Origin of the sequence: Collinsella aerofaciens (assembly GCF_901212495.1) — a bacterium.
In the GTDB taxonomy this organism is placed as follows: Bacteria; Actinomycetota; Coriobacteriia; order Coriobacteriales; family Coriobacteriaceae; genus Collinsella; species Collinsella aerofaciens_H.
This window is the reverse complement of the sequence record NZ_CAAKNY010000037.1, coordinates 22,667-39,659: the sequence shown is the minus strand read 5'-3', so window position 1 is coordinate 39,659 and position 16,993 is coordinate 22,667. Positions and strand designations below refer to the sequence as shown.

The following is a 16,993-nucleotide window of genomic DNA, read 5'->3' as shown; positions in this document are numbered from 1 at the left end:
ACCAAGTGAGTAGGCTTTTTGCAGGAGGCCAAGCACGCCCCAAAACGCCACAGCCCTGACCTGCTGTTTTATTGGGCGCCACCCGCGATGTGCTCGACAGATCCAAAAAAGTCTACTCACTTGGTCTTGAGACTCATCAGTCAGGCAAAAAACGCCGCGAAGGGGGGCTGGACTCCCTTCGCGGCGGTTGTTCGCACTGGTTTTGCAACGGTTTTGCCCGCTTGTTACTCGCTGTAGCGGGTGGCGATGGCGGCTCGCACTATGCCAGTGCTCATGAGGTAAGTTACCAAGAAGTAGCCGCCGTAGGATGCCAAGAAGATCGCGCAGGTGAGGCCCACGGTGCCGCCGATGCTCATATGACCGAACGTGCTCACCAGGTCGATAATCACCTTGAGCGCCACAAAGGAGTGCGCCAGGCCTACTGCCAGCGGGAACAGGAAGAACACCGCTTGCTGTGCCATCACCGAATGGCGGATCTGGCGGTCGTCACAGCCGATCTGCGCCAGCACACGATAGCTGCGGCTGCCATCGGCCACATTGGAGAGCTGCTGGATCGACAGAATCGCCGCGCATGCAACGACCAATACAAAGCCGATGTAGATGGCTAGGTAGCTAATAAGACCGTTCATTTGCGCTGCTTGCGTGTACATCTCGGAGCGTGTGATGAAGAGTCCCCACGACCCCGGCTCCTTGCCGTCAACGAGTAGATTGTCGAGCGCAGTGTATTTAATGCTCTCGTCTGCCTCGGTCGCATCCATCCCCTGTTTGTAGTTAACGAGCAGGCTACTGGAATACGGTTGCAGATTAAGTTGGGACAACAGCTCGTCGGCAACGACGACGGTACCCGGATTACTGCCCATCGCCGAGTTGGCGATGGCAGCCGTATCCTCGTCCGACTTGTCGCCAGCGGGCTTGAGCGTATGCCCGCCCAAGGTAAGGGCATGGCCGCCAGCCATATACTTGGTGTACATGTCGACCAGCTCGCCGCCCATATCACACGTGAGCAAGTACTGGTCGCGACCAATGCTCACCGGCTCCTTGCCCATCATCTGACGCAATTTGTTGTACTGACTTGCCGGCGTCACAGACAGGCCTGTCGTGTCGGCGTTGCTACCCTCGAGCGCCTTGGGGAGCTTTTCGCCCATGATCTTGCACATCTCACTTGGAGTCACCGAAGGATCCGAGCCGCCAAGCGGATAACTCAGATACGAATCGATCTGCACATGCTCACCGGCAACATCGGCGATATTGACCTTCTTGCCGGTCTCGAGGTTGTTGTCCGCCGACTTACCATAAATACTCTCCGTATCATTGTCCGGATCGACAAGCTCACCATGCCATGCAGAGTACAAGTCGACCGTTGCGTCGGCCGGCACCATACGATCGGCCTCAGACGGGTCAGCATACTCTTTGTAATGGTCGAGATCATCGGGCGTGTAATAGATATACGTCTGCGACATATCGACCGGCGTATAGCGCTCCAGATTCTCGTTCATCACGTTGGCGATCGACATACCGCACGTCACCGAGGTAATGGCGAGGAACAGGATCATCGCGATGACGCCCATCGAAAAGCACACCGTGTTGACCTTGGCCGCAAGCTGGCGCACGGTAAACATGTTGAGACCGCGCCAATACACACCGCGCAGGCTCTGCAGCAGCTTGATGAGCATGCCCGAGAGTCCCCAGAACAGGGCAAAGGTGCCCACTGTAACCATAGCGGTCGTGATGCCAAACTGGTTCATGGCCTCTTGCATCTTGCTGTCCGTATCGGTGAGCGGGATCCCATCACGTAGCAGACGGTAATAGGCCACGCCCACCAGCACCACGCCCACGGCAAAGATGGCAATCGCGATCCAGGGGTTGCGTGTCTTGATGCTCTCGTTGCGACGCTCGGCACCCATGAGCTCGATGAGTTTGGTACGACGCACGGCGAGAAGGTTCAGCAGCAACGTGAGCACAAACATTACGAGCATGCAGGCAAGGGTCAGGTTGAACGCATGCACCGAGAAAAAGAAGTGGAAATTGGCGATCTGTGTCTTAAAGAGCGAGGCCGTAAAGAATACCATGAGCTGAGAGAGCCCCACGCCCAGCACGATGCCGGCGATAAAGGCGCCGACCGAAACGATCACGGTCTCGAGCGCCATGATCGTGGCGACGCGCCCACGCCCCATGCCGAGTACCTGGTACAGGCCAAACTCCTTTTTGCGGCGTTTCATGATGAAGTTATTGGCGTACACCATCAAAAAGGCCATGACGCCGGCCAAAAAGTACGTGAGGTAGCCGAGCATGATACCCATGACCTCGGACAAGCCCGCTTCCTTGATGCCGGCGATGTCGACCTGCATCGAGACGGTGTTAAAGGCATAGAAGACCGTGACGCCCAGGGTGAGCGTCAACAAGTAAACGAGGTAGTCGCGGCCGGCGCGGCGGACGTTGCCCCAAGCGAGTTTACAGAGCATCGGAGCCCTCACCGCCCATCATGGCAACGACCTCCATAATGCGGTCGAAGAACTCTCGGCGGTCGGTGTCGCCGCGGCGCAGCTCGGTGAAGATCTTGCCGTCACGAATAAACAGCACACGGCTCGTGTAGCTGGCGGCAAAGCTGTCGTGCGTGACCATGAGCACGGTGGCGCGCAGGCGGCGATTGAGGGCCTCCAGGCTCTCGAGCAGCAGGCGAGCGCTCTTGGAATCGAGGGCACCGGTGGGCTCGTCGGCCATGATCATGGTGGGGTCGGTGACAAGCGCGCGACAGGCGGCAACGCGCTGCTGCTGGCCGCCGGACATCTGGTAGGGATATTTGTCGAGCACCTGGCTCACGGACAGACGCGCGGCCACATCCTGCACGCGGGTCGAGATCTCTGCCGAGTTTGTGCGGGCGATGGTGAGCGGCAGGGCGATGTTCTCGCGTGCCGTGAGCGTATCGAGCAGGTTGGAGTCCTGGAAGATAAAGCCGAGCTCCTCGCGGCGGAACTGCGAAAGCTTAGCCTGCTTCATGCGCGTAACGTCCTGCCCGTTGATGCGGATGGTGCCGCTCGTGGCGCTATCGATGGTCGAGACGCAGTTGAGCAACGTCGACTTGCCCGAGCCCGAGGCGCCCATGATGCCAACAAATTCGCCGCGGTTGACGGTAAAGCTGACGTCGTTGAGCGCGCGGGTCACGTTGCCCAGCGCTCCATATACTTTTTCGAGATTCGCGACCTCCAGTACCGGGGTCGCCATGTGCGTGGTTTGCATTCCGAGTCCTTTCTTGCGATTAGTCTACGGCATCTATAGTCGCAAGAAGCCGAGTCGGCTACCATCGATATGGCTTACGGTTGCCTTACCGTTGTGTAAGGTAGCGCTGGGTAGCTAATTTGGGACGGGGCTATTTTAGCTACCCTTTGTCTACCGACGACCTATTTGGGGTTGGGACAAATATCAGCTGCCGTATGGGGGTAGCTAAAATAGCCCCGTCCCAAATTAGCTACCCCACGTATCGATGTTGAGGAAGGACTCCTGTTGAAGACCGTTCATGTTGCTGCTGGGATCATTCGCAAGGAAGGATCCGACGAACTACTGGCCGTGCAGCGCGGCTACGGCGACATGCAGGGACTTTGGGAGTTCCCCGGCGGCAAGCTCATGCCCGGCGAAACACCCGAAGACGCTGTGCGCCGCGAGCTCATGGAAGAGCTACAGGTAAAAGTCACCAACCTGCGCGATTTCTATACCGTTGAATATGACTACCCCGATTTTCATCTCTCCATGGAGTGCTACTACTGCTCGCTCGCCGATGAATCCGATGAGCCCCAGAAGCATGACCGTCAGCTCGATATCCGCTGGATTCCGCGCGCCTCACTTGCCACGGTGGAATGGATGCCCGCCGACAAGGGGCTCATTGATGCCCTGATTGAGCTGAAGGAAGACCGGCTTGAGGCCAACGGCAGCACCAACGACGCCGAGACCGCCACGGCTGACGAGCCTGCCGCCAAATCCAAGCGCGCACCTAAGCGCCGCAGCAAGAAGCGTCCCAAGCCCGGCCTACTCGACGGCATCGATACCTCGGATCTTTCCGCCGACGAGCGTGAACTCGTGCGCCGTCGCGCCGCCATCAAAAAGTCCATGAAGGGCAACAAGCGCGCCAACACCAAGCCCGAGCTGCTCGTTCGCCAGCGTCTGCGCGCCGCGGGCCTTACGGGCTATCGCTTGGAATGGAAGGTTCCCGGCAAGCCCGACATCGCCTTCCCCGGCCGCAAGATCGCCATCTTCGTCAACGGCTGTTTTTGGCACCGCTGCCCCAAGTGCAACCCGAGCCAGCCCAAGCGCAACGTTGAGTTTTGGGAGGCAAAGTTCCGTCGCAACATCGAGCGCGACCGCGCTGCCGTGGCAGCACTCACTCAAATGGGCTGGACACCCATAACCATCTGGGAATGCGAGCTCAAAAAAGACCGCATCGACGCCACGATGGAAAAGGTCATCGAGCAGGTGCGCGCCGCAGAGCCGCAGCGCTAACAGCGAGCATTCACACGCTCCGCACGTCCGCGCCATATTCACGTCACAAACCTTAGAAAGTCCTTAAGCTCAAAACCTTTCAAGAGTGTTATTCAATACCTCTGACCTGCAGTTTCATCGTAACACCAAACCAGGTTAAGCCTTTCTTTAGCGCTTCTTTGCAGCAGCCGCGGCATAATACTGCCAGCGCACGGGACCTAGCAGCATACCCCGAGCGCAATCTTTTGGTGGACATCGAGGAGGCCGCATAAGCATGCATTCTTCCAATGACGCAGCACAGCAGCCATCCCTAAATCATGCAAACCTTTTCTCCTTCCCCCCGACACAGAGAAACGGCCTCCTCGACTCCCCAACCCCAAAATCCAAACGCTCAACCGACCAGAGCCTCAACTTGCGAGCGTCGTTCGAAAAACTCCAAGCATCCCTAGACAAGGCGTTCCCCGAACAGGCAAGAGCAATCTAAGCCCATCGCGCTTTATACTGATGCCATGCGAAACATGGATCACATAGAATTGCACCGCGGAGGACGCGAGGAAGCGTTTCCCGAGACCGCCGAAGACTGGCCCTATATTGCCGAACGCGCAGAATTCGCTCGCTATCCGGGCAATTCCGTCCCCTGGCACTGGCATTCCGAAGTTGAGCTTTTCTACATGGAGCAGGGAGCGATTGACTATCGAACGCGCGCGGCTCATGAGCACGTACGCTTTGAGGAAGGGTCCGCCGGCTTTATCAACGGCGGCGTTTTGCACAGCACGCTGCAATCACCCAATTCGGCACCAGCCATTCAAATGTTGCATATCTTTCAGCCGTCGATGCTCGGCGATCCCGCGGGACGCCTTCAAAAGCGCTATATCAATCCTTTGCTGCAATGTCGAGGCGTCGATGTGCTCAAATGGTCGCCCACCAACCCCGACGATATGCCTTTTATCGATTTGCTAAAGAGTTCCTTTAACCACGACCTTCAACGGCCGCAGAACGAGATGGCGCTTCGGAATAGCTTGTCAGAGCTCTGGATTCAGATTTACGCCAAGGCCGAACCGCTCTTTTCCTCCGACAACGCCTCTTGGATGACCAACCGCGACGTACAGTTCAAGGCAATCCTGGACTATATCCGCGCAAACTATGCAGCCGCTATAGATGTGCCCCAGATGGCATCTGCAGCCGGCGTAAGCGAAAGAGAGTGTTACCGCATTATCGAAGCTTGCGCAGGAACGACCCCAGCGGCATATCTGCGCGCATACCGCGTAAACCGTGCTTGCGAACTTTTGGCACACACCACGCGAACGGTCCAGACAGTCGCGCGCCAATGCGGCTTTGCGACAGCAAGCCATCTTGGCCAGGTATTTAAAGAACAAATGGGATGCACTCCTTCGAGCTATCGAGCAGCGAGGCAGAATCTCGATAGTACCAGGCAGAAATCCCGCTAGCCCTTCTTCTGTCACTGCATCAAACTTGCAGGCAAACAATGGATAGGAGCTACTATATGAAGTACTTTGACTATATCGTGTTTGACGTTGATGGGACATTGGCAGATACAGAAGAAAGCGTGCTGTCATCGCTTGGCCAGATTATCCAAGAAGAAACCGGCAAAACGCTTCCCCGACACGAGCTTGACTTTGCCCTCGGCATACCCGGCAAGGATGCCCTTGAGAAACTTGGGATCTACTCACAGGCAACGCTGGATCGCTGGTGCCAAGTTGCCGCCAGCTTCAAAAGCACCATCAGCGTGTTTCCCGGCTTGCACGAAGTTATCGCAACACTCTCCGACAACGGCTGCAAACTTGGCATCGTCTCCTCACGTGCGCGCGACGAATACGCAGAAGAAATTGCACCCCTTGGCTTCGATAAGTATTTTGAGCACATCATCCTTGTCGAAGACACAACCGAACATAAACCCGCACCCGCTCCCATGCTCGAATATCTCCGGCGTACGGGCGCGAATCCTGGCAACGTCATCTACGTTGGCGACACCGTCTACGACGAACAATGCGCAACTTCGGCAGGGGTCAGTTTTGCCCGAGCAGCATGGGGATCACACCAAGACATCCCAAACGCCACCTACAACCTCAAAACCCCCAACGACCTACTAACCCTAACAACCAAATAACCCACGCGTCCCACCCTTTCAGCCCCAACACCACAAGGGCGATTGAGCAGGACGGTTTGGGCGGGTCCCGTACTTAGTTTCCAAAATCATTCCGCAGCGCGAAGGCCCCCGTTGTCAACGCTTCGAAGAAGCGAGACAACGGGGGCCTTCATGCGCGAGGACGTTTTGGAAACTAAGTACGGGACCCGCCCAAACCGTCCGGTGGGATCAGAGTACCCTTGTTGTTACTCTGCTTTGCCCACGGAGTTGAGGTTGGTCATGCGGATCTTAACCAGCTCGGTGATCTCACGCATACCCTCCTTGGCCGGCTTCTTGGGATCGAAGCAGGCGGGATTCTCGGCCATGTAGGCCATGAAGCCCTTGGTGTAGGCCTGACGTAGCTCGGTGGCGTAGTTAACCTTGCAGATGCCGTTCTTCACAGCCTCGGCAACCTGCTCATCGGGCACACCGGAGGTGCCGTGCAGAACCAGCGGCACGTCGACGGCGTCGCGGATGGCCTTGACCACGGACTGCTCGATGTGAGGATCGCTCGTGTACACGCCGTGGCTGGTGCCAACGCCAATGGCCAGCGAGGTGCAGCCGGTGCGCTCGACGAACTCCTTGGCCTCGACAGGATCGGTGTAAGGGCTCTCGCCCTCAACCGCGGGACCATCGTCCTCCTTGCCGCCAACCTTGCCGAGCTCAGCCTCGACAGGCACACCCATGGCGCGGCCAGCATCGGCGACGGACTTGGTCAGGGCAATGTTGTCCTCGAAGGACTCGTGCGAACCGTCGATCATGACAGAGGTGTAGCCCGTGCGGAAAGCCTGCATGCAGCGGTCATAGCCATCGCCGTGATCGAGGTGCAGAGCGACGGGCACGGAAGCGCGCTCGGCGGCGGCCTTCACCATGCCGTAGAAGTAGTCCAGACCAGCGGTCTTGATGGTGCCCGGGGTGGTCTGCATGATGACGGGGGACTTGGTCTCCTCGGCAGCGGCCAGAATGGCCATAACAAACTCGAGGTTCTCGACGTTGAACGCGCCGACGGCGTAGTGGCCGGCCTGAGCGTCCTTGAGCATCTTTTCGGTGGTAACAAGTGCCATGAGCGTTTGCTCCTCTCCCTCGCCCGCATCTGGACATCGGGCGTAGTTGTTCACAAGGCGTTTTACCTTGTGTTTTGCTGCGTTTATTGTATGAAATTCAGCGGCTTTGCGCGTGCGAGATATTGAGCCCATGCAGGTCAATACAGTCGTTTTTGAAAAGTAAACGGAAGGAATTGGAGCCGAGTGGGCGTGTTCGATATTGAATTTTGGGCGTTATGCGCCTTTCTTTTATAGAAAAGATAAGTAATCGAAAGGTGTTTTCTTACAAAAAAAGAAAATGAACGAAAATAGACTCAACACAATTCCTGCAAATTTCGGTCAAGAATGGAGCAGCCATGGCCCCCGTAGCAAACCGTGCATTTGCCGATGAACGTCGCGCCGCCATCATGGAAATGCTCGAGCACAACGCCTCGGTACAGGTAGCCGAAATCGCCCAGACCTTTGGCGTGTCCTCCGTCACCGCTCGCGCCGACCTGGACGCGCTCGCCGAATCCGGCAAGCTGCGCCGCACACATGGTGGCGCCGTATCGCTCCACAAGCGCTTGACCGTTTCCACGCAGGATCGCCGTATTAACGTTAACGTTGCCGCCAAGCAAGCTATCGCTCAAAGTGCCATGGAACTCGTCAATGACGGCGATACGCTGCTCGTTGACTCGGGCACCACCGCTCTTGAGTTTGTCCGGCTCCTCGACCAGCGCGACGGCATCACCGTTATCACGGCCGACATCACCATTGCCGATTACATCGACGAGAGCATGCCCTCGGTCGATGTTGTCATGCTGGGAGGCGCGCTGCGCAAGGGTCATCGCTATCTGTACGGCCCTCTTACCATGCAGGCGCTCCAAATGGTCCACGCCGACCTTGCCGTCATGTGCCCTGGCGCTTTTGTTCCAGACTGCGGCTTTACCACGGACTTTCCGCAGATGGCCGAGACCAAGGCCGCCATGATTGGAGCCGCCCGCAAAAGCGTGGTGCTTATGGATGCCAGCAAGGTCGACGGGCGCGGTATGTATCGTTTTGCGCAGCTTGCCGACGTGGATGCCATCGTCATGGACAACGACCCCAACGGCATCGTCGAATCTTCCCTCGTCGCAATCTCGGACCGCACCAACCCCAACCTCATCATCGCCGCCGCCTAATTCCAGCACAAAGGGGACGGTGCACCTTCGTGATGGTTTCAACCAAAACGTCGATAGCAACGAGGCAATTGGGCCTCAAAGCAAAAACCGCCGCAAAGGTGCCTGCCCCCTTTGCAGCGGAACATGAGGCGTCGCATAGGGATAGGCCCCCTATGCGACGCCGTCATGGCTGGATTGCGACTACAGGATGCTTTCAATACTGTCTAGGATACTTTTTGCATTCTGCGTGGCGTAATCCTCGGTGGTGATAACGCGAACGTTTTTGGCACCGGCTTCCTCAAAAGCCTCTTTGGCAAAACCGACCTGCGGCCCCAGCAAAACGGCATCGGCGTCACTGATATGATCGGCGGCGGTGGAAATCGGCGATGCTTCGATCTCGATCTCGAGACCACGAGTCTCGGCGACGGCCTTAATCTTTGCGACCAGCAGGCTGGTGGTCACACCGGTGTTGCAACAGACGAGGACCTTTTTCATAAGGAAACCCTGCCTCCCTCTTTAATCTTGTCCGCAAGACAAGACGGCTATCAACTTGGAATACGAGCATAGCGACCGAGTCTTGCGCCACACTCGTCAATCCCAAATAACTACAAGCTGCACCCCACGCCTTTAAAAAAGGGGGCCGGAGGATGGCAGCCGGCTCCCCTTTTATATCACGCGGAGATGCGAAGATCGCTATTTCTTCTGGACGTACTTGAGGCAGTCGAGCGTAACGGCGACGAGAATGATCAGGCCGGAGAACACGAACTGTAGGTTAGTATCAATACCCAGAATGGTCAGTGCATAGGTAAGAGCGGTGAAGATCAGCACGCCGACGGTGACGCCGGAAATCTTGCCGATACCGCCGGTGAAGGAAACGCCACCGACAACGCACGCGGCGATAGCGTCCATTTCCCAGCCCTGGCCGTAAGCAGCGGAGCCAGAACCGACCATGCGGATGCACTCGAGCCAAGAACCAAAGCCGTACAGGATGCCGGCGAGAATGAAGGCGCCAATGGAAACAGCGAAGACGTTGATGCCAGAGACGGAAGCAGCCTCGGGGTTGCCGCCGACGGCGAACATGTTCTTACCGAAGGTGGTCTTGTTCCAAATGAACCACACGACCACGATAGCAGCGACAGCCCACAGGATGATCGTCGGGAAGCTGCCAATACGCGGAGTGACCATGGCGGGAATCAGAGGATTGATCGAACCGAAGGACACACCCTTGGTGGCATAGGTGACGAGGCCGAAGATGATGAGCATGTTGGCCATCGTCGAGATGAACCAGTGCATCTTAAACTTAGCGGTAAAGAAGCCAGCAATGGCAGAAAATGCGGTGCACAGGACAACACAGACAACAAGTGCCAGGATAATCTGGCCCACGACGGGCATGGTGGAGAAGTCGAAAGCGATGCCAAACACGGTACCGGTGTTAGGGCCGGCGTGCATGATGATGGTAGACGCCACCATACTCATACCGACCATACGGCCAATCGACAGGTCGGTACCGGTCTGGAGAATCAGTCCGGCAACACCAAGCGCCAAGAACATACGGGGCGAAGCCTGCTGGAAAATGTTCAGCACGTTCTGAGTCGTGAGCAGCTGCGTGCCCTTAACAACCGGCGTGATGGCGCACAGCGCGATGAAGATGAGCGCAATGGCGATGTACAGGCCGTTGTTAAGCAAGAACGTACGCGTGTTGAATGTGTACTTGTAGTTCTCCCAGCGCTGAGCCATATTCTCGGCAAACGTAAACTTGCCGATGCGCAGCAGGTCGATCAGGTGATAACGATAGGCAAAAGCCTCATGCTCACGATCCTTAATCTGCTGAAGCTCCTGCTGGTAAGTCACCTTGGCGTCGAACTGCTTGTTCTTGTAGACGTACTTTTCTTCCTTGATCTCGGCCTGGTCGGTGATACCGGCGATGCCCTCCTGGTGCTCTTTCTCGAGCTTGGCGAGCTGCTTTTGATAGGCAGCCTTGGCAGCCTCGCGCTCGGCGGCACAGCTGGCCTTAACGGAAGCGAGATACTCGGACTCATAATGAGCCTTCAGGTAATTCTCGGCGTCGGCAACGAGCGAGTTGATCTGACCCTTGTTCTGAGACTCGACCTGCTTGGCCTTCTCCATCTGGGCCTTGAATTTGTTAATGGCCTCGTCGCGCTCGGCCTTGGTGAGCACGCGGTCGTTCTTGGTGGCGTCAATGCTGCTCTGCAGCTCCACGATGCGCGTGGTGCCGTCGGCTCGCAGGTCATCGACCTTTTTCTGAATCTCGTTAACATAGCTGTCGATCGGTTGGAGGAGTTTGGTCTCCTCTTCGACCGACAGAATCTTACCGGATACGGTAGGCATGTGTTCCATCCCCTTCATCTACAGATACTTGGCACTCAAACGGAGCAGCTCTTCCTGGTTTGTCTCCTTGGTGTTGACAATGCCCGAAAGGTGTCCGTTCGACATGACGCCAATGCGGTTGGTGATGCCGAGAATCTCGGGCATCTCGGAGGAAACCACGATGACCGTAGTGCCCTTCTTAGCCATGTCGATAATGAGCTGGTAAATCTCATACTTAGCGCCAACATCGATACCACGGGTGGGCTCGTCCATCAGGAACACCTGCGGATAGCGCTCAAGCCACTTACCAAAAATGACCTTTTGCTGGTTGCCGCCAGAGAGGCTCGAAATCAGATCATCGGGACCCATGCACTTGGTATGCATGGTCTTGATCTCTTTGTTCGTCGCGCGAACCATCTTGTCGTTGGACAGCGCGGGGCCGCTCTTGTACTGATCAAGGTTAGCGATGGTGGTGTTAAACGTCAGGTCGCCCTTCAGGAACAGGCCGTTTGCCTTGCGCTCCTCGGTAATCAGAGCAAAGCCGTGCTCCATGGCGTCACGCGCCGAGGAAAAGTTCATCAGGCGGTCACGGAAGTACACACGGCCTGCCGCACGGGTACGAATACCAAAGATCGTCTCGAGCAGCTCGGTACGTCCGGCACCGACCAGACCGTACAGACCAAAGATCTCGCCCTTGCGCACGTCGAAGGTGATGTCCACCAGGTGCGGATCGAATTTCGTGGACAGGTGTTGCACCGAAAGAACGTTGTCGCCGGGAATGTTATCCACGGGCGGGAAACGGTTGTCCAGCGAACGGCCGACCATGGCGCTTACGAGCTCATTCATGTTGGTGTCACTCGTGCGCTTGGTCATAACCAGATTACCGTCACGCAGAACCGACACGTCGTCGCAGATCTCGAAGATCTCGTCCATCTTGTGCGAGATGTAGATCAGAGCGATGCCCTGCTCCTTGAGCTTACGCATCATCTCGAACAGCTTATCGACCTCCTGCGCCATCAGCGAACTGGTAGGCTCGTCCAAAACGATAACTTTGGCGTTATAGGACATAGCCTTGGCGATCTCGACCATCTGGCGCTGAGAGACACTCATGTTTTTCATGGGCTGGGTCAGGTTGACGGTCATACCCAGACGACGGAACAGGTCCGAAGCCTCTTTGCGCATGCGCGCCTCGTCGATCACGCCGCCCTTAACCGGATAGCGGCCCAAGAACAGGTTATCGACCACGTTACGCTCGAGGCACTGGTTGAGCTCCTGGTGGACCATGGCGATGCCGTTTTCGAGAGCATCCTTAGGACCGGAGAAGCTCACCTCCTTGCCATCGAGGAAAATGGAACCCTCGTCCTTTTGATAAGTGCCGAACAGGCATTTCATCATCGTGGACTTGCCTGCGCCGTTCTCACCCATCAGGCCCATGACGGTGCCGCGGCGGACGTCGAGGTCGATGTGATCGAGTACGCGGTTGCGCCCGAACGTCTTGCTCATCCCTCGGATCGACAGGACGATGTCGTCTTGCTTGTCTGACATGTATTCACCCCTCGTTTCCCTCGATATCCTCCCCGTGCAACCTTATTTGCGCAGCTACGATAGGGAGAACGTCCTGATATGAGACCATAACGAAATGTTTACGTACTCATAGTCTCTGATAAAGCAAGGGGGAGCAGCCTCCTGATCCCCCTTGCCAACATACTTGCATGCTCTCGCGAGCAATCACAGCCTACTGGCCAAGAATCGACGTGTAAGAAGCGCCGTTGTCAGTCTTAACCATGTTAATGGCAAAGGCATCGAAGTCGGCCGGGTTACCAAGCTTGTTAGTAATGGAGGACTCGTTCTGGCCGTCGCCCTGGACAACTTCGAGATCGAGGTTGAGCAGCGGAGCATACTTCTCGAGCAGCGGCTTGTAAGTTGAACCCAGGAAGTTGTCGGCGGAGTTGTAAATGCTCAGCCAGACCTTCTTCTTGGCGCTATCGCCCTCATCGAGCTGGGCCTGAGCCGTCTCGTACAGGGTGTTCGCCGGGTCCATGAAGTCCTTGTAGTTGTCTGCCGTAACCTCGAGGTTCATCGCGTAGAAGGAGCGATCCTCCTCGCTGTACTTAAAGTCGTCCTTGGCGATGACGTTACCGGCATCGTCAGCCTTTCCCACGCCGGTGTTGACGTCGACGCCGTCAAGAGAGTTGCGGAGCAGACGCAGGGTGAGGTAAGCCTGGACAGCGGGGTTCTGGGAAATGGTGCCACCATAGGGGAAGTCGGTGTCGCCCAGGGCGGCAACGGCATCGGAGTTGGCGTCGTAACCAAAGACGGGGACCTTGTTCTCCTTGGCCCAGTTGGAGTACATGGACATGCCCATGCCGTCGTTGTTAGAGACGACGATATCAATCTGCTCACCGAAAGCGGAAGCCCAGGTGCCAGACAGAGCGTTACCGGCGGTCGGGGCGTCCCAAGTAGCGCCGGCAGAGGTCTTCATCTCCTGGCTGGCAAGCTCACGAATCTTGAACTTCTTGCCGTCGACCTCGATCTCGCCGTCCTTGACCTTGTCCGACTTACCATCCGTGTTAGTGCCGACGGGGTCGGAAACAATCTGGCCGTCCTTCTCGACAGCGGTGCCCAGGGCCTTGCGGCAGCCACGAGTACGAGCGATGGAGTCGTTGTGTCCCACATCACCGATGGCGAGGACGTAACCGATGACGCCGTCACCGTTGCGGTCGATATCGGCAGCGTGGGCCTTGATGTACTCGACGACCATCTGGCCCTCGAGCTCGCCACCCTGCTTGGCGTCAAATCCGACGTAGTAGGTGTCATCGTTCCACTTGAGCGTAGTCATGTCCAACTCGCCGGTGGAAGAGTTAGAAGGCTGGCGGTTGTAGAAAACGACCGGCTTCTTAGCGTTCGCGCTTCCGCCGGCGGCTGCACCGCCATCGCTACCAGAGCCACCGCAGCCCGCAAGGGAGCCGGCAGTAGCGACGCTCATCACGCCGAGTCCGCAAGCCTGAAGGAATTGACGACGAGAAAGTGCCATGAGGAATTCCCCTTTCTTAGCGCATACCTTAATGCGCTTTGACTACCAAATACGAGCGCCGGGAGATGTTAGATGTTTGCGCTAACATCCTTCGCCCCTCGGCGGGCTCTTGCTCCCTGCCATAGCGCAACAGCAGGGACGAGTCGTTACTGAGTACGTTAACAGCCTGTGGAATAAAGACTACCCAGAGTTTTATCGAAGACGCCGAACGGTCGAAACAGCCACGCGAACGGTATGTGAGAGATTGAAAAAATCAAGGTAAAGCAGGGTGCTTTACAAATAAATACCGTGCCGTCACCGCAGGTAACGACACGGTCAAGCGTTTTATCATCGGCATCTGCCCTTAAACAAAAACCACCACAAAGGTGCCTGTCCCCTTTGTGGTGGTTGTAGTGGTTTATCGCGACGAAAGCGAAAGTGTCGCTATTTAGAAAGCTCGTCGGCGAGGGCCTCGATCTGAGCACGCGAAGCGTCGTTGAGCGAGCCCAAGACGGTCACCTTGTTTTGCGTCAGTGTAATGTCCTTCATGCCCTCGAGCTCCTTGGTCATAACCTTGGCAGCGGCGGGCGCCCAAGAGCCGGCCTCGACAAGCGCTACCGTACGGTTCTGATAGGCGTGCTCGGCAAGCGTGTGGATAAAGGTGCTCATGAACGGGAAGATATCACCCTGATAGGTAACGGAAGCGAGCACCAGGCGGTCATAGCGGAACGCATCCTCGACGGCCTCGGACATGTCGTCGCGAGCCAGGTCAAAGATGAAAACCTTCTGGTCGCGAGCCTCGAGCGCAGACGCAAGCTCTTTGACCGCAGTCTTCAGATGGCCGTACACACTCGCATAGGCAATCGTGACGCCCTCGTCCTCGGGCTGATAGCTCGACCAGGTGTTGTAGGCGTCGATATAGTAGCCCAGGTTCTCGGTGAGCACGGGACCGTGGAGCGGGCAGATAATCTGAATATCCAGATCGGCGGTTTTTTTGAGCACAGCCTGCACAAACTTGCCGAATTTACCGACGATACCAAAGTAGTAACGACGTGCCTCGCAGGCCCAACCCTCGGGGTCCTCGATATCGTTGGCACCAAACTTGCCAAAGCCGTCGGCACTAAAGAGCACCTTGTCGGTGGTCTCGTAGGAGAAGATCACCTCGGGCCAGTGCACATTGGGGGCACCGACAAACGTTAGGGCGTGGCCACCCAGATCCAAAATATCGCCCTCTTTGACGACCATCTTGCGCTCGGGGTAGTCGGTGCCAAAGTAGTTGAGCATCATACGAAAGGCGCCCATGCTTGCCACAATCTGTGCTTGGGGATAGCGCTCCATAAAGGCGGCGATACCAGCGGAGTGATCGGGCTCCATGTGATGGATGACCAAGTAGTCGGGCGTGCGACCGTCCAGCACAGATTCGAGATTGCCGAGCCACTCATCAACAAAATCGCCATCGACCGAATCTGCGACGGCGATTTTCTCGCCCAGGATGACGTAGCTGTTGTATGCCATGCCGTTCTTGGACACGTCGTACTGGCCCTCGAACAGATCGCTGTCGTGATCATCGACGCCGATGTAGCGGATATCCTTGGTGATCTCCATCAGGCAAAGCCTCCTAGATAGCTAGATAGACAAAAGAACCCGTTTATCATAACACTCGGTCACATGCCAGCAGCTATTTGGCAGTATCCTTACCGTTTGTTATTGGTGCGGAATATACCACTATCGACCCGCCAAAACTATGCGCGCGGAGCCGCCGTGGTATGTCGAACGATGAGCTGGCCCGGAATACGAATGGCGACGGCTTTGTCCAACATCCCCGTTTTGGGGACTGCATGCTCAACCACCTCGCGCCCACGCTGATGTAGATCGAATCGTACGGTTGTGAGCTCGTTGTGCGCGACAAAGTCGTCAAGCGAATCATCGACGCCCACCACGCTCACGTCCTCGGGCACGCGTAAGCCGCTATCACGAAGCGCGGCAATTGCACCGTTTGCCATCTGGTCATTCGCCGCATAAATCGCCGTCATAGTACGGTCGTGCTCCGCCAGATACCTGCCGGCCTCATAACCGCTGTTGGCAGACCAGTCGCCCTCGAGCGGCTTCACCGGTTTGATACGTTTACGCTCGAGTGCGTCTTTCCAACCCGCCCGGCGAAACCGTTCATCCACCGAAAAAGACGGACCGCCGATAAAGCGAATCTGCTCATGGCCCAGCTCAAACAGGTGGTTCATAAGCAGCAGTGAGCAGCCATAGTGGTCAGAGTCGACCGTGGCCACACGCGGATGCGCATACATGGTAACGATGACCGTGCCAATGCCCGGCAGAGGCTCAAAGGTCTCAAAGTCGGGAGCCAAGCGGCTCATGCCGATAATGATGCCGTCCACCGGAAGTGCAGCCATGCGCCGAGTGGCTTCGGCAAGCGAAAACTCCTCGGTCTTGGACATCTCGACCAGCGTGATGGCGCACCCGCGCTCGCGGGCAGCACTTGCAATGCCATCGATCATTGTAAGATTGCCGAACTTGGTAACGTCGTTAACGCACAAGCCGACCGAATAGTAGCGGCCATCGCGCAGCGAACGACCAGCATAACTCGGACGGAAACCGAGGTCCCTCATGGCCGCCTGCACGCGCTGGCGCGTCTGTTCGTTGACATTGGGCAGTCCGTTGGCAACGCGCGAAACCGTCTGCTGCGAAACGCCGGCAGCACGGGCAACATCGGCCATGGAGACCGGCCGCGAAGCCGTATCGTTGGAAGGGCGCCTTGCCACAAAATCACCTTCGATTCTGCACGAGAAACCAAATGCCCCTCCTCAACGAAAATGCAGGTTGCGCTGGGAGGGCTTGTCAT

At 56.8% G+C, this 16,993-nt stretch carries 13 protein-coding genes; 4 read left to right on the top strand and 9 right to left on the bottom strand.

What is annotated here, in order from left to right; genetic code table 11:
* Positions 1-224 precede the first annotated feature (224 nt).
* Both SFLMC1_RS03965 and SFLMC1_RS03960 read right to left on the bottom strand, forming a co-directional pair.
* Positions 225-2,462, bottom strand: coding sequence for an ABC transporter permease (locus tag SFLMC1_RS03965; protein ID WP_152074925.1), 2,238 nt, complete (start codon positions 2,460-2,462; stop codon positions 225-227).
* Positions 2,452-3,237, bottom strand: coding sequence for an ABC transporter ATP-binding protein (locus SFLMC1_RS03960; protein WP_269319816.1), 786 nt, complete (start codon positions 3,235-3,237; stop codon positions 2,452-2,454). Before SFLMC1_RS03960 ends, SFLMC1_RS03965 begins: the two co-directional genes overlap by 11 nt.
* Before the next feature lie 264 nt (positions 3,238-3,501).
* Between SFLMC1_RS03960 and vsr the strand changes: the two genes are divergently transcribed.
* From vsr to SFLMC1_RS03945, 3 genes are all read left to right on the top strand, one after another.
* Positions 3,502-4,491: a DNA mismatch endonuclease Vsr gene (gene vsr, locus SFLMC1_RS03955; protein WP_152074926.1), complete on the top strand. Its 990-nt coding sequence runs from the start codon at positions 3,502-3,504 to the stop codon at positions 4,489-4,491.
* A 497-nt stretch (positions 4,492-4,988) separates the two neighbouring features.
* Positions 4,989-5,918 (top strand): AraC family transcriptional regulator, encoded by a 930-nt coding sequence (locus tag SFLMC1_RS03950; protein ID WP_158566328.1) that lies wholly within the window; start codon positions 4,989-4,991, stop codon positions 5,916-5,918.
* 56 nt (positions 5,919-5,974) lie between these two features.
* On the top strand, positions 5,975-6,598 hold the full coding sequence (locus SFLMC1_RS03945; protein WP_187323848.1) for an HAD family hydrolase: 624 nt from the start codon (positions 5,975-5,977) through the stop codon (positions 6,596-6,598).
* A gap of 224 nt (positions 6,599-6,822) precedes the next feature.
* Here the strand turns inward: SFLMC1_RS03945 and SFLMC1_RS03940 are convergent, their stop codons facing one another.
* Positions 6,823-7,680 carry a ketose-bisphosphate aldolase gene (locus SFLMC1_RS03940; RefSeq protein WP_118270749.1) on the bottom strand — a complete coding sequence of 286 codons (858 nt, stop codon included), beginning with the start codon at positions 7,678-7,680 and terminating at the stop codon, positions 6,823-6,825.
* Between the two features lie 335 nt (positions 7,681-8,015).
* Here SFLMC1_RS03940 and SFLMC1_RS03935 point away from each other — a divergent pair, with 335 nt between their 5' ends.
* Complete coding sequence (locus SFLMC1_RS03935; protein WP_152074928.1) at positions 8,016-8,819, top strand: DeoR/GlpR family DNA-binding transcription regulator; 804 nt, start codon at positions 8,016-8,018, stop codon at positions 8,817-8,819.
* Positions 8,820-8,999: 180 nt separating this feature from the next.
* Here SFLMC1_RS03935 and SFLMC1_RS03930 read toward each other — a convergent pair whose 3' ends face one another.
* From SFLMC1_RS03930 to SFLMC1_RS03905, 6 genes are all read right to left on the bottom strand, one after another.
* Positions 9,000-9,293, bottom strand: coding sequence for a PTS sugar transporter subunit IIB (locus SFLMC1_RS03930; protein ID WP_152074929.1), 294 nt, complete (start codon positions 9,291-9,293; stop codon positions 9,000-9,002).
* 198 nt (positions 9,294-9,491) lie between these two features.
* Positions 9,492-11,147 carry an ABC transporter permease subunit gene (locus tag SFLMC1_RS03925; protein WP_152074930.1) on the bottom strand — a complete coding sequence of 552 codons (1,656 nt, stop codon included), beginning with the start codon at positions 11,145-11,147 and terminating at the stop codon, positions 9,492-9,494.
* A gap of 18 nt (positions 11,148-11,165) precedes the next feature.
* Entirely contained in the window at positions 11,166-12,671 is a 1,506-nt protein-coding gene (locus SFLMC1_RS03920; RefSeq protein ID WP_152074931.1) for a sugar ABC transporter ATP-binding protein, read from the bottom strand.
* A 190-nt stretch (positions 12,672-12,861) separates the two neighbouring features.
* Positions 12,862-14,160 (bottom strand): substrate-binding domain-containing protein, encoded by a 1,299-nt coding sequence (locus SFLMC1_RS03915; protein ID WP_152074932.1) that lies wholly within the window; start codon positions 14,158-14,160, stop codon positions 12,862-12,864.
* Between the two features lie 423 nt (positions 14,161-14,583).
* Positions 14,584-15,744 carry an FprA family A-type flavoprotein gene (locus SFLMC1_RS03910; protein WP_152074933.1) on the bottom strand — a complete coding sequence of 387 codons (1,161 nt, stop codon included), beginning with the start codon at positions 15,742-15,744 and terminating at the stop codon, positions 14,584-14,586.
* Between the two features lie 137 nt (positions 15,745-15,881).
* Positions 15,882-16,868, bottom strand: a complete 987-nt coding sequence (locus SFLMC1_RS03905) for a LacI family DNA-binding transcriptional regulator (RefSeq protein ID WP_152075027.1) — start codon at positions 16,866-16,868, stop codon at positions 15,882-15,884.
* Between the last annotated feature and the right edge of the window lie 125 nt (positions 16,869-16,993).

What these genes read in the sequence shown, in the direction of transcription:
- SFLMC1_RS03965 (WP_152074925.1), bottom strand. Translation starts at nt 2,462, where the DNA reads ATGCTCTGTAAACTCGCTTGGGGCAACGTCCGCCGCGCCGGCCGCGAC.
- SFLMC1_RS03960 (WP_269319816.1), bottom strand. Translation starts at nt 3,237, where the DNA reads ATGCAAACCACGCACATGGCGACCCCGGTACTGGAGGTCGCGAATCTC.
- SFLMC1_RS03950 (WP_158566328.1), top strand. Translation starts at nt 4,989, where the DNA reads ATGGATCACATAGAATTGCACCGCGGAGGACGCGAGGAAGCGTTTCCC.
- SFLMC1_RS03945 (WP_187323848.1), top strand. Translation starts at nt 5,975, where the DNA reads ATGAAGTACTTTGACTATATCGTGTTTGACGTTGATGGGACATTGGCA.
- SFLMC1_RS03940 (WP_118270749.1), bottom strand. Translation starts at nt 7,680, where the DNA reads ATGGCACTTGTTACCACCGAAAAGATGCTCAAGGACGCTCAGGCCGGC.
- SFLMC1_RS03935 (WP_152074928.1), top strand. Translation starts at nt 8,016, where the DNA reads ATGGCCCCCGTAGCAAACCGTGCATTTGCCGATGAACGTCGCGCCGCC.
- SFLMC1_RS03930 (WP_152074929.1), bottom strand. Translation starts at nt 9,293, where the DNA reads ATGAAAAAGGTCCTCGTCTGTTGCAACACCGGTGTGACCACCAGCCTG.
- SFLMC1_RS03925 (WP_152074930.1), bottom strand. Translation starts at nt 11,147, where the DNA reads ATGCCTACCGTATCCGGTAAGATTCTGTCGGTCGAAGAGGAGACCAAA.
- SFLMC1_RS03920 (WP_152074931.1), bottom strand. Translation starts at nt 12,671, where the DNA reads ATGTCAGACAAGCAAGACGACATCGTCCTGTCGATCCGAGGGATGAGC.
- SFLMC1_RS03915 (WP_152074932.1), bottom strand. Translation starts at nt 14,160, where the DNA reads ATGGCACTTTCTCGTCGTCAATTCCTTCAGGCTTGCGGACTCGGCGTG.
- SFLMC1_RS03910 (WP_152074933.1), bottom strand. Translation starts at nt 15,744, where the DNA reads ATGGAGATCACCAAGGATATCCGCTACATCGGCGTCGATGATCACGAC.
- SFLMC1_RS03905 (WP_152075027.1), bottom strand. Translation starts at nt 16,868, where the DNA reads ATGGCCGATGTTGCCCGTGCTGCCGGCGTTTCGCAGCAGACGGTTTCG.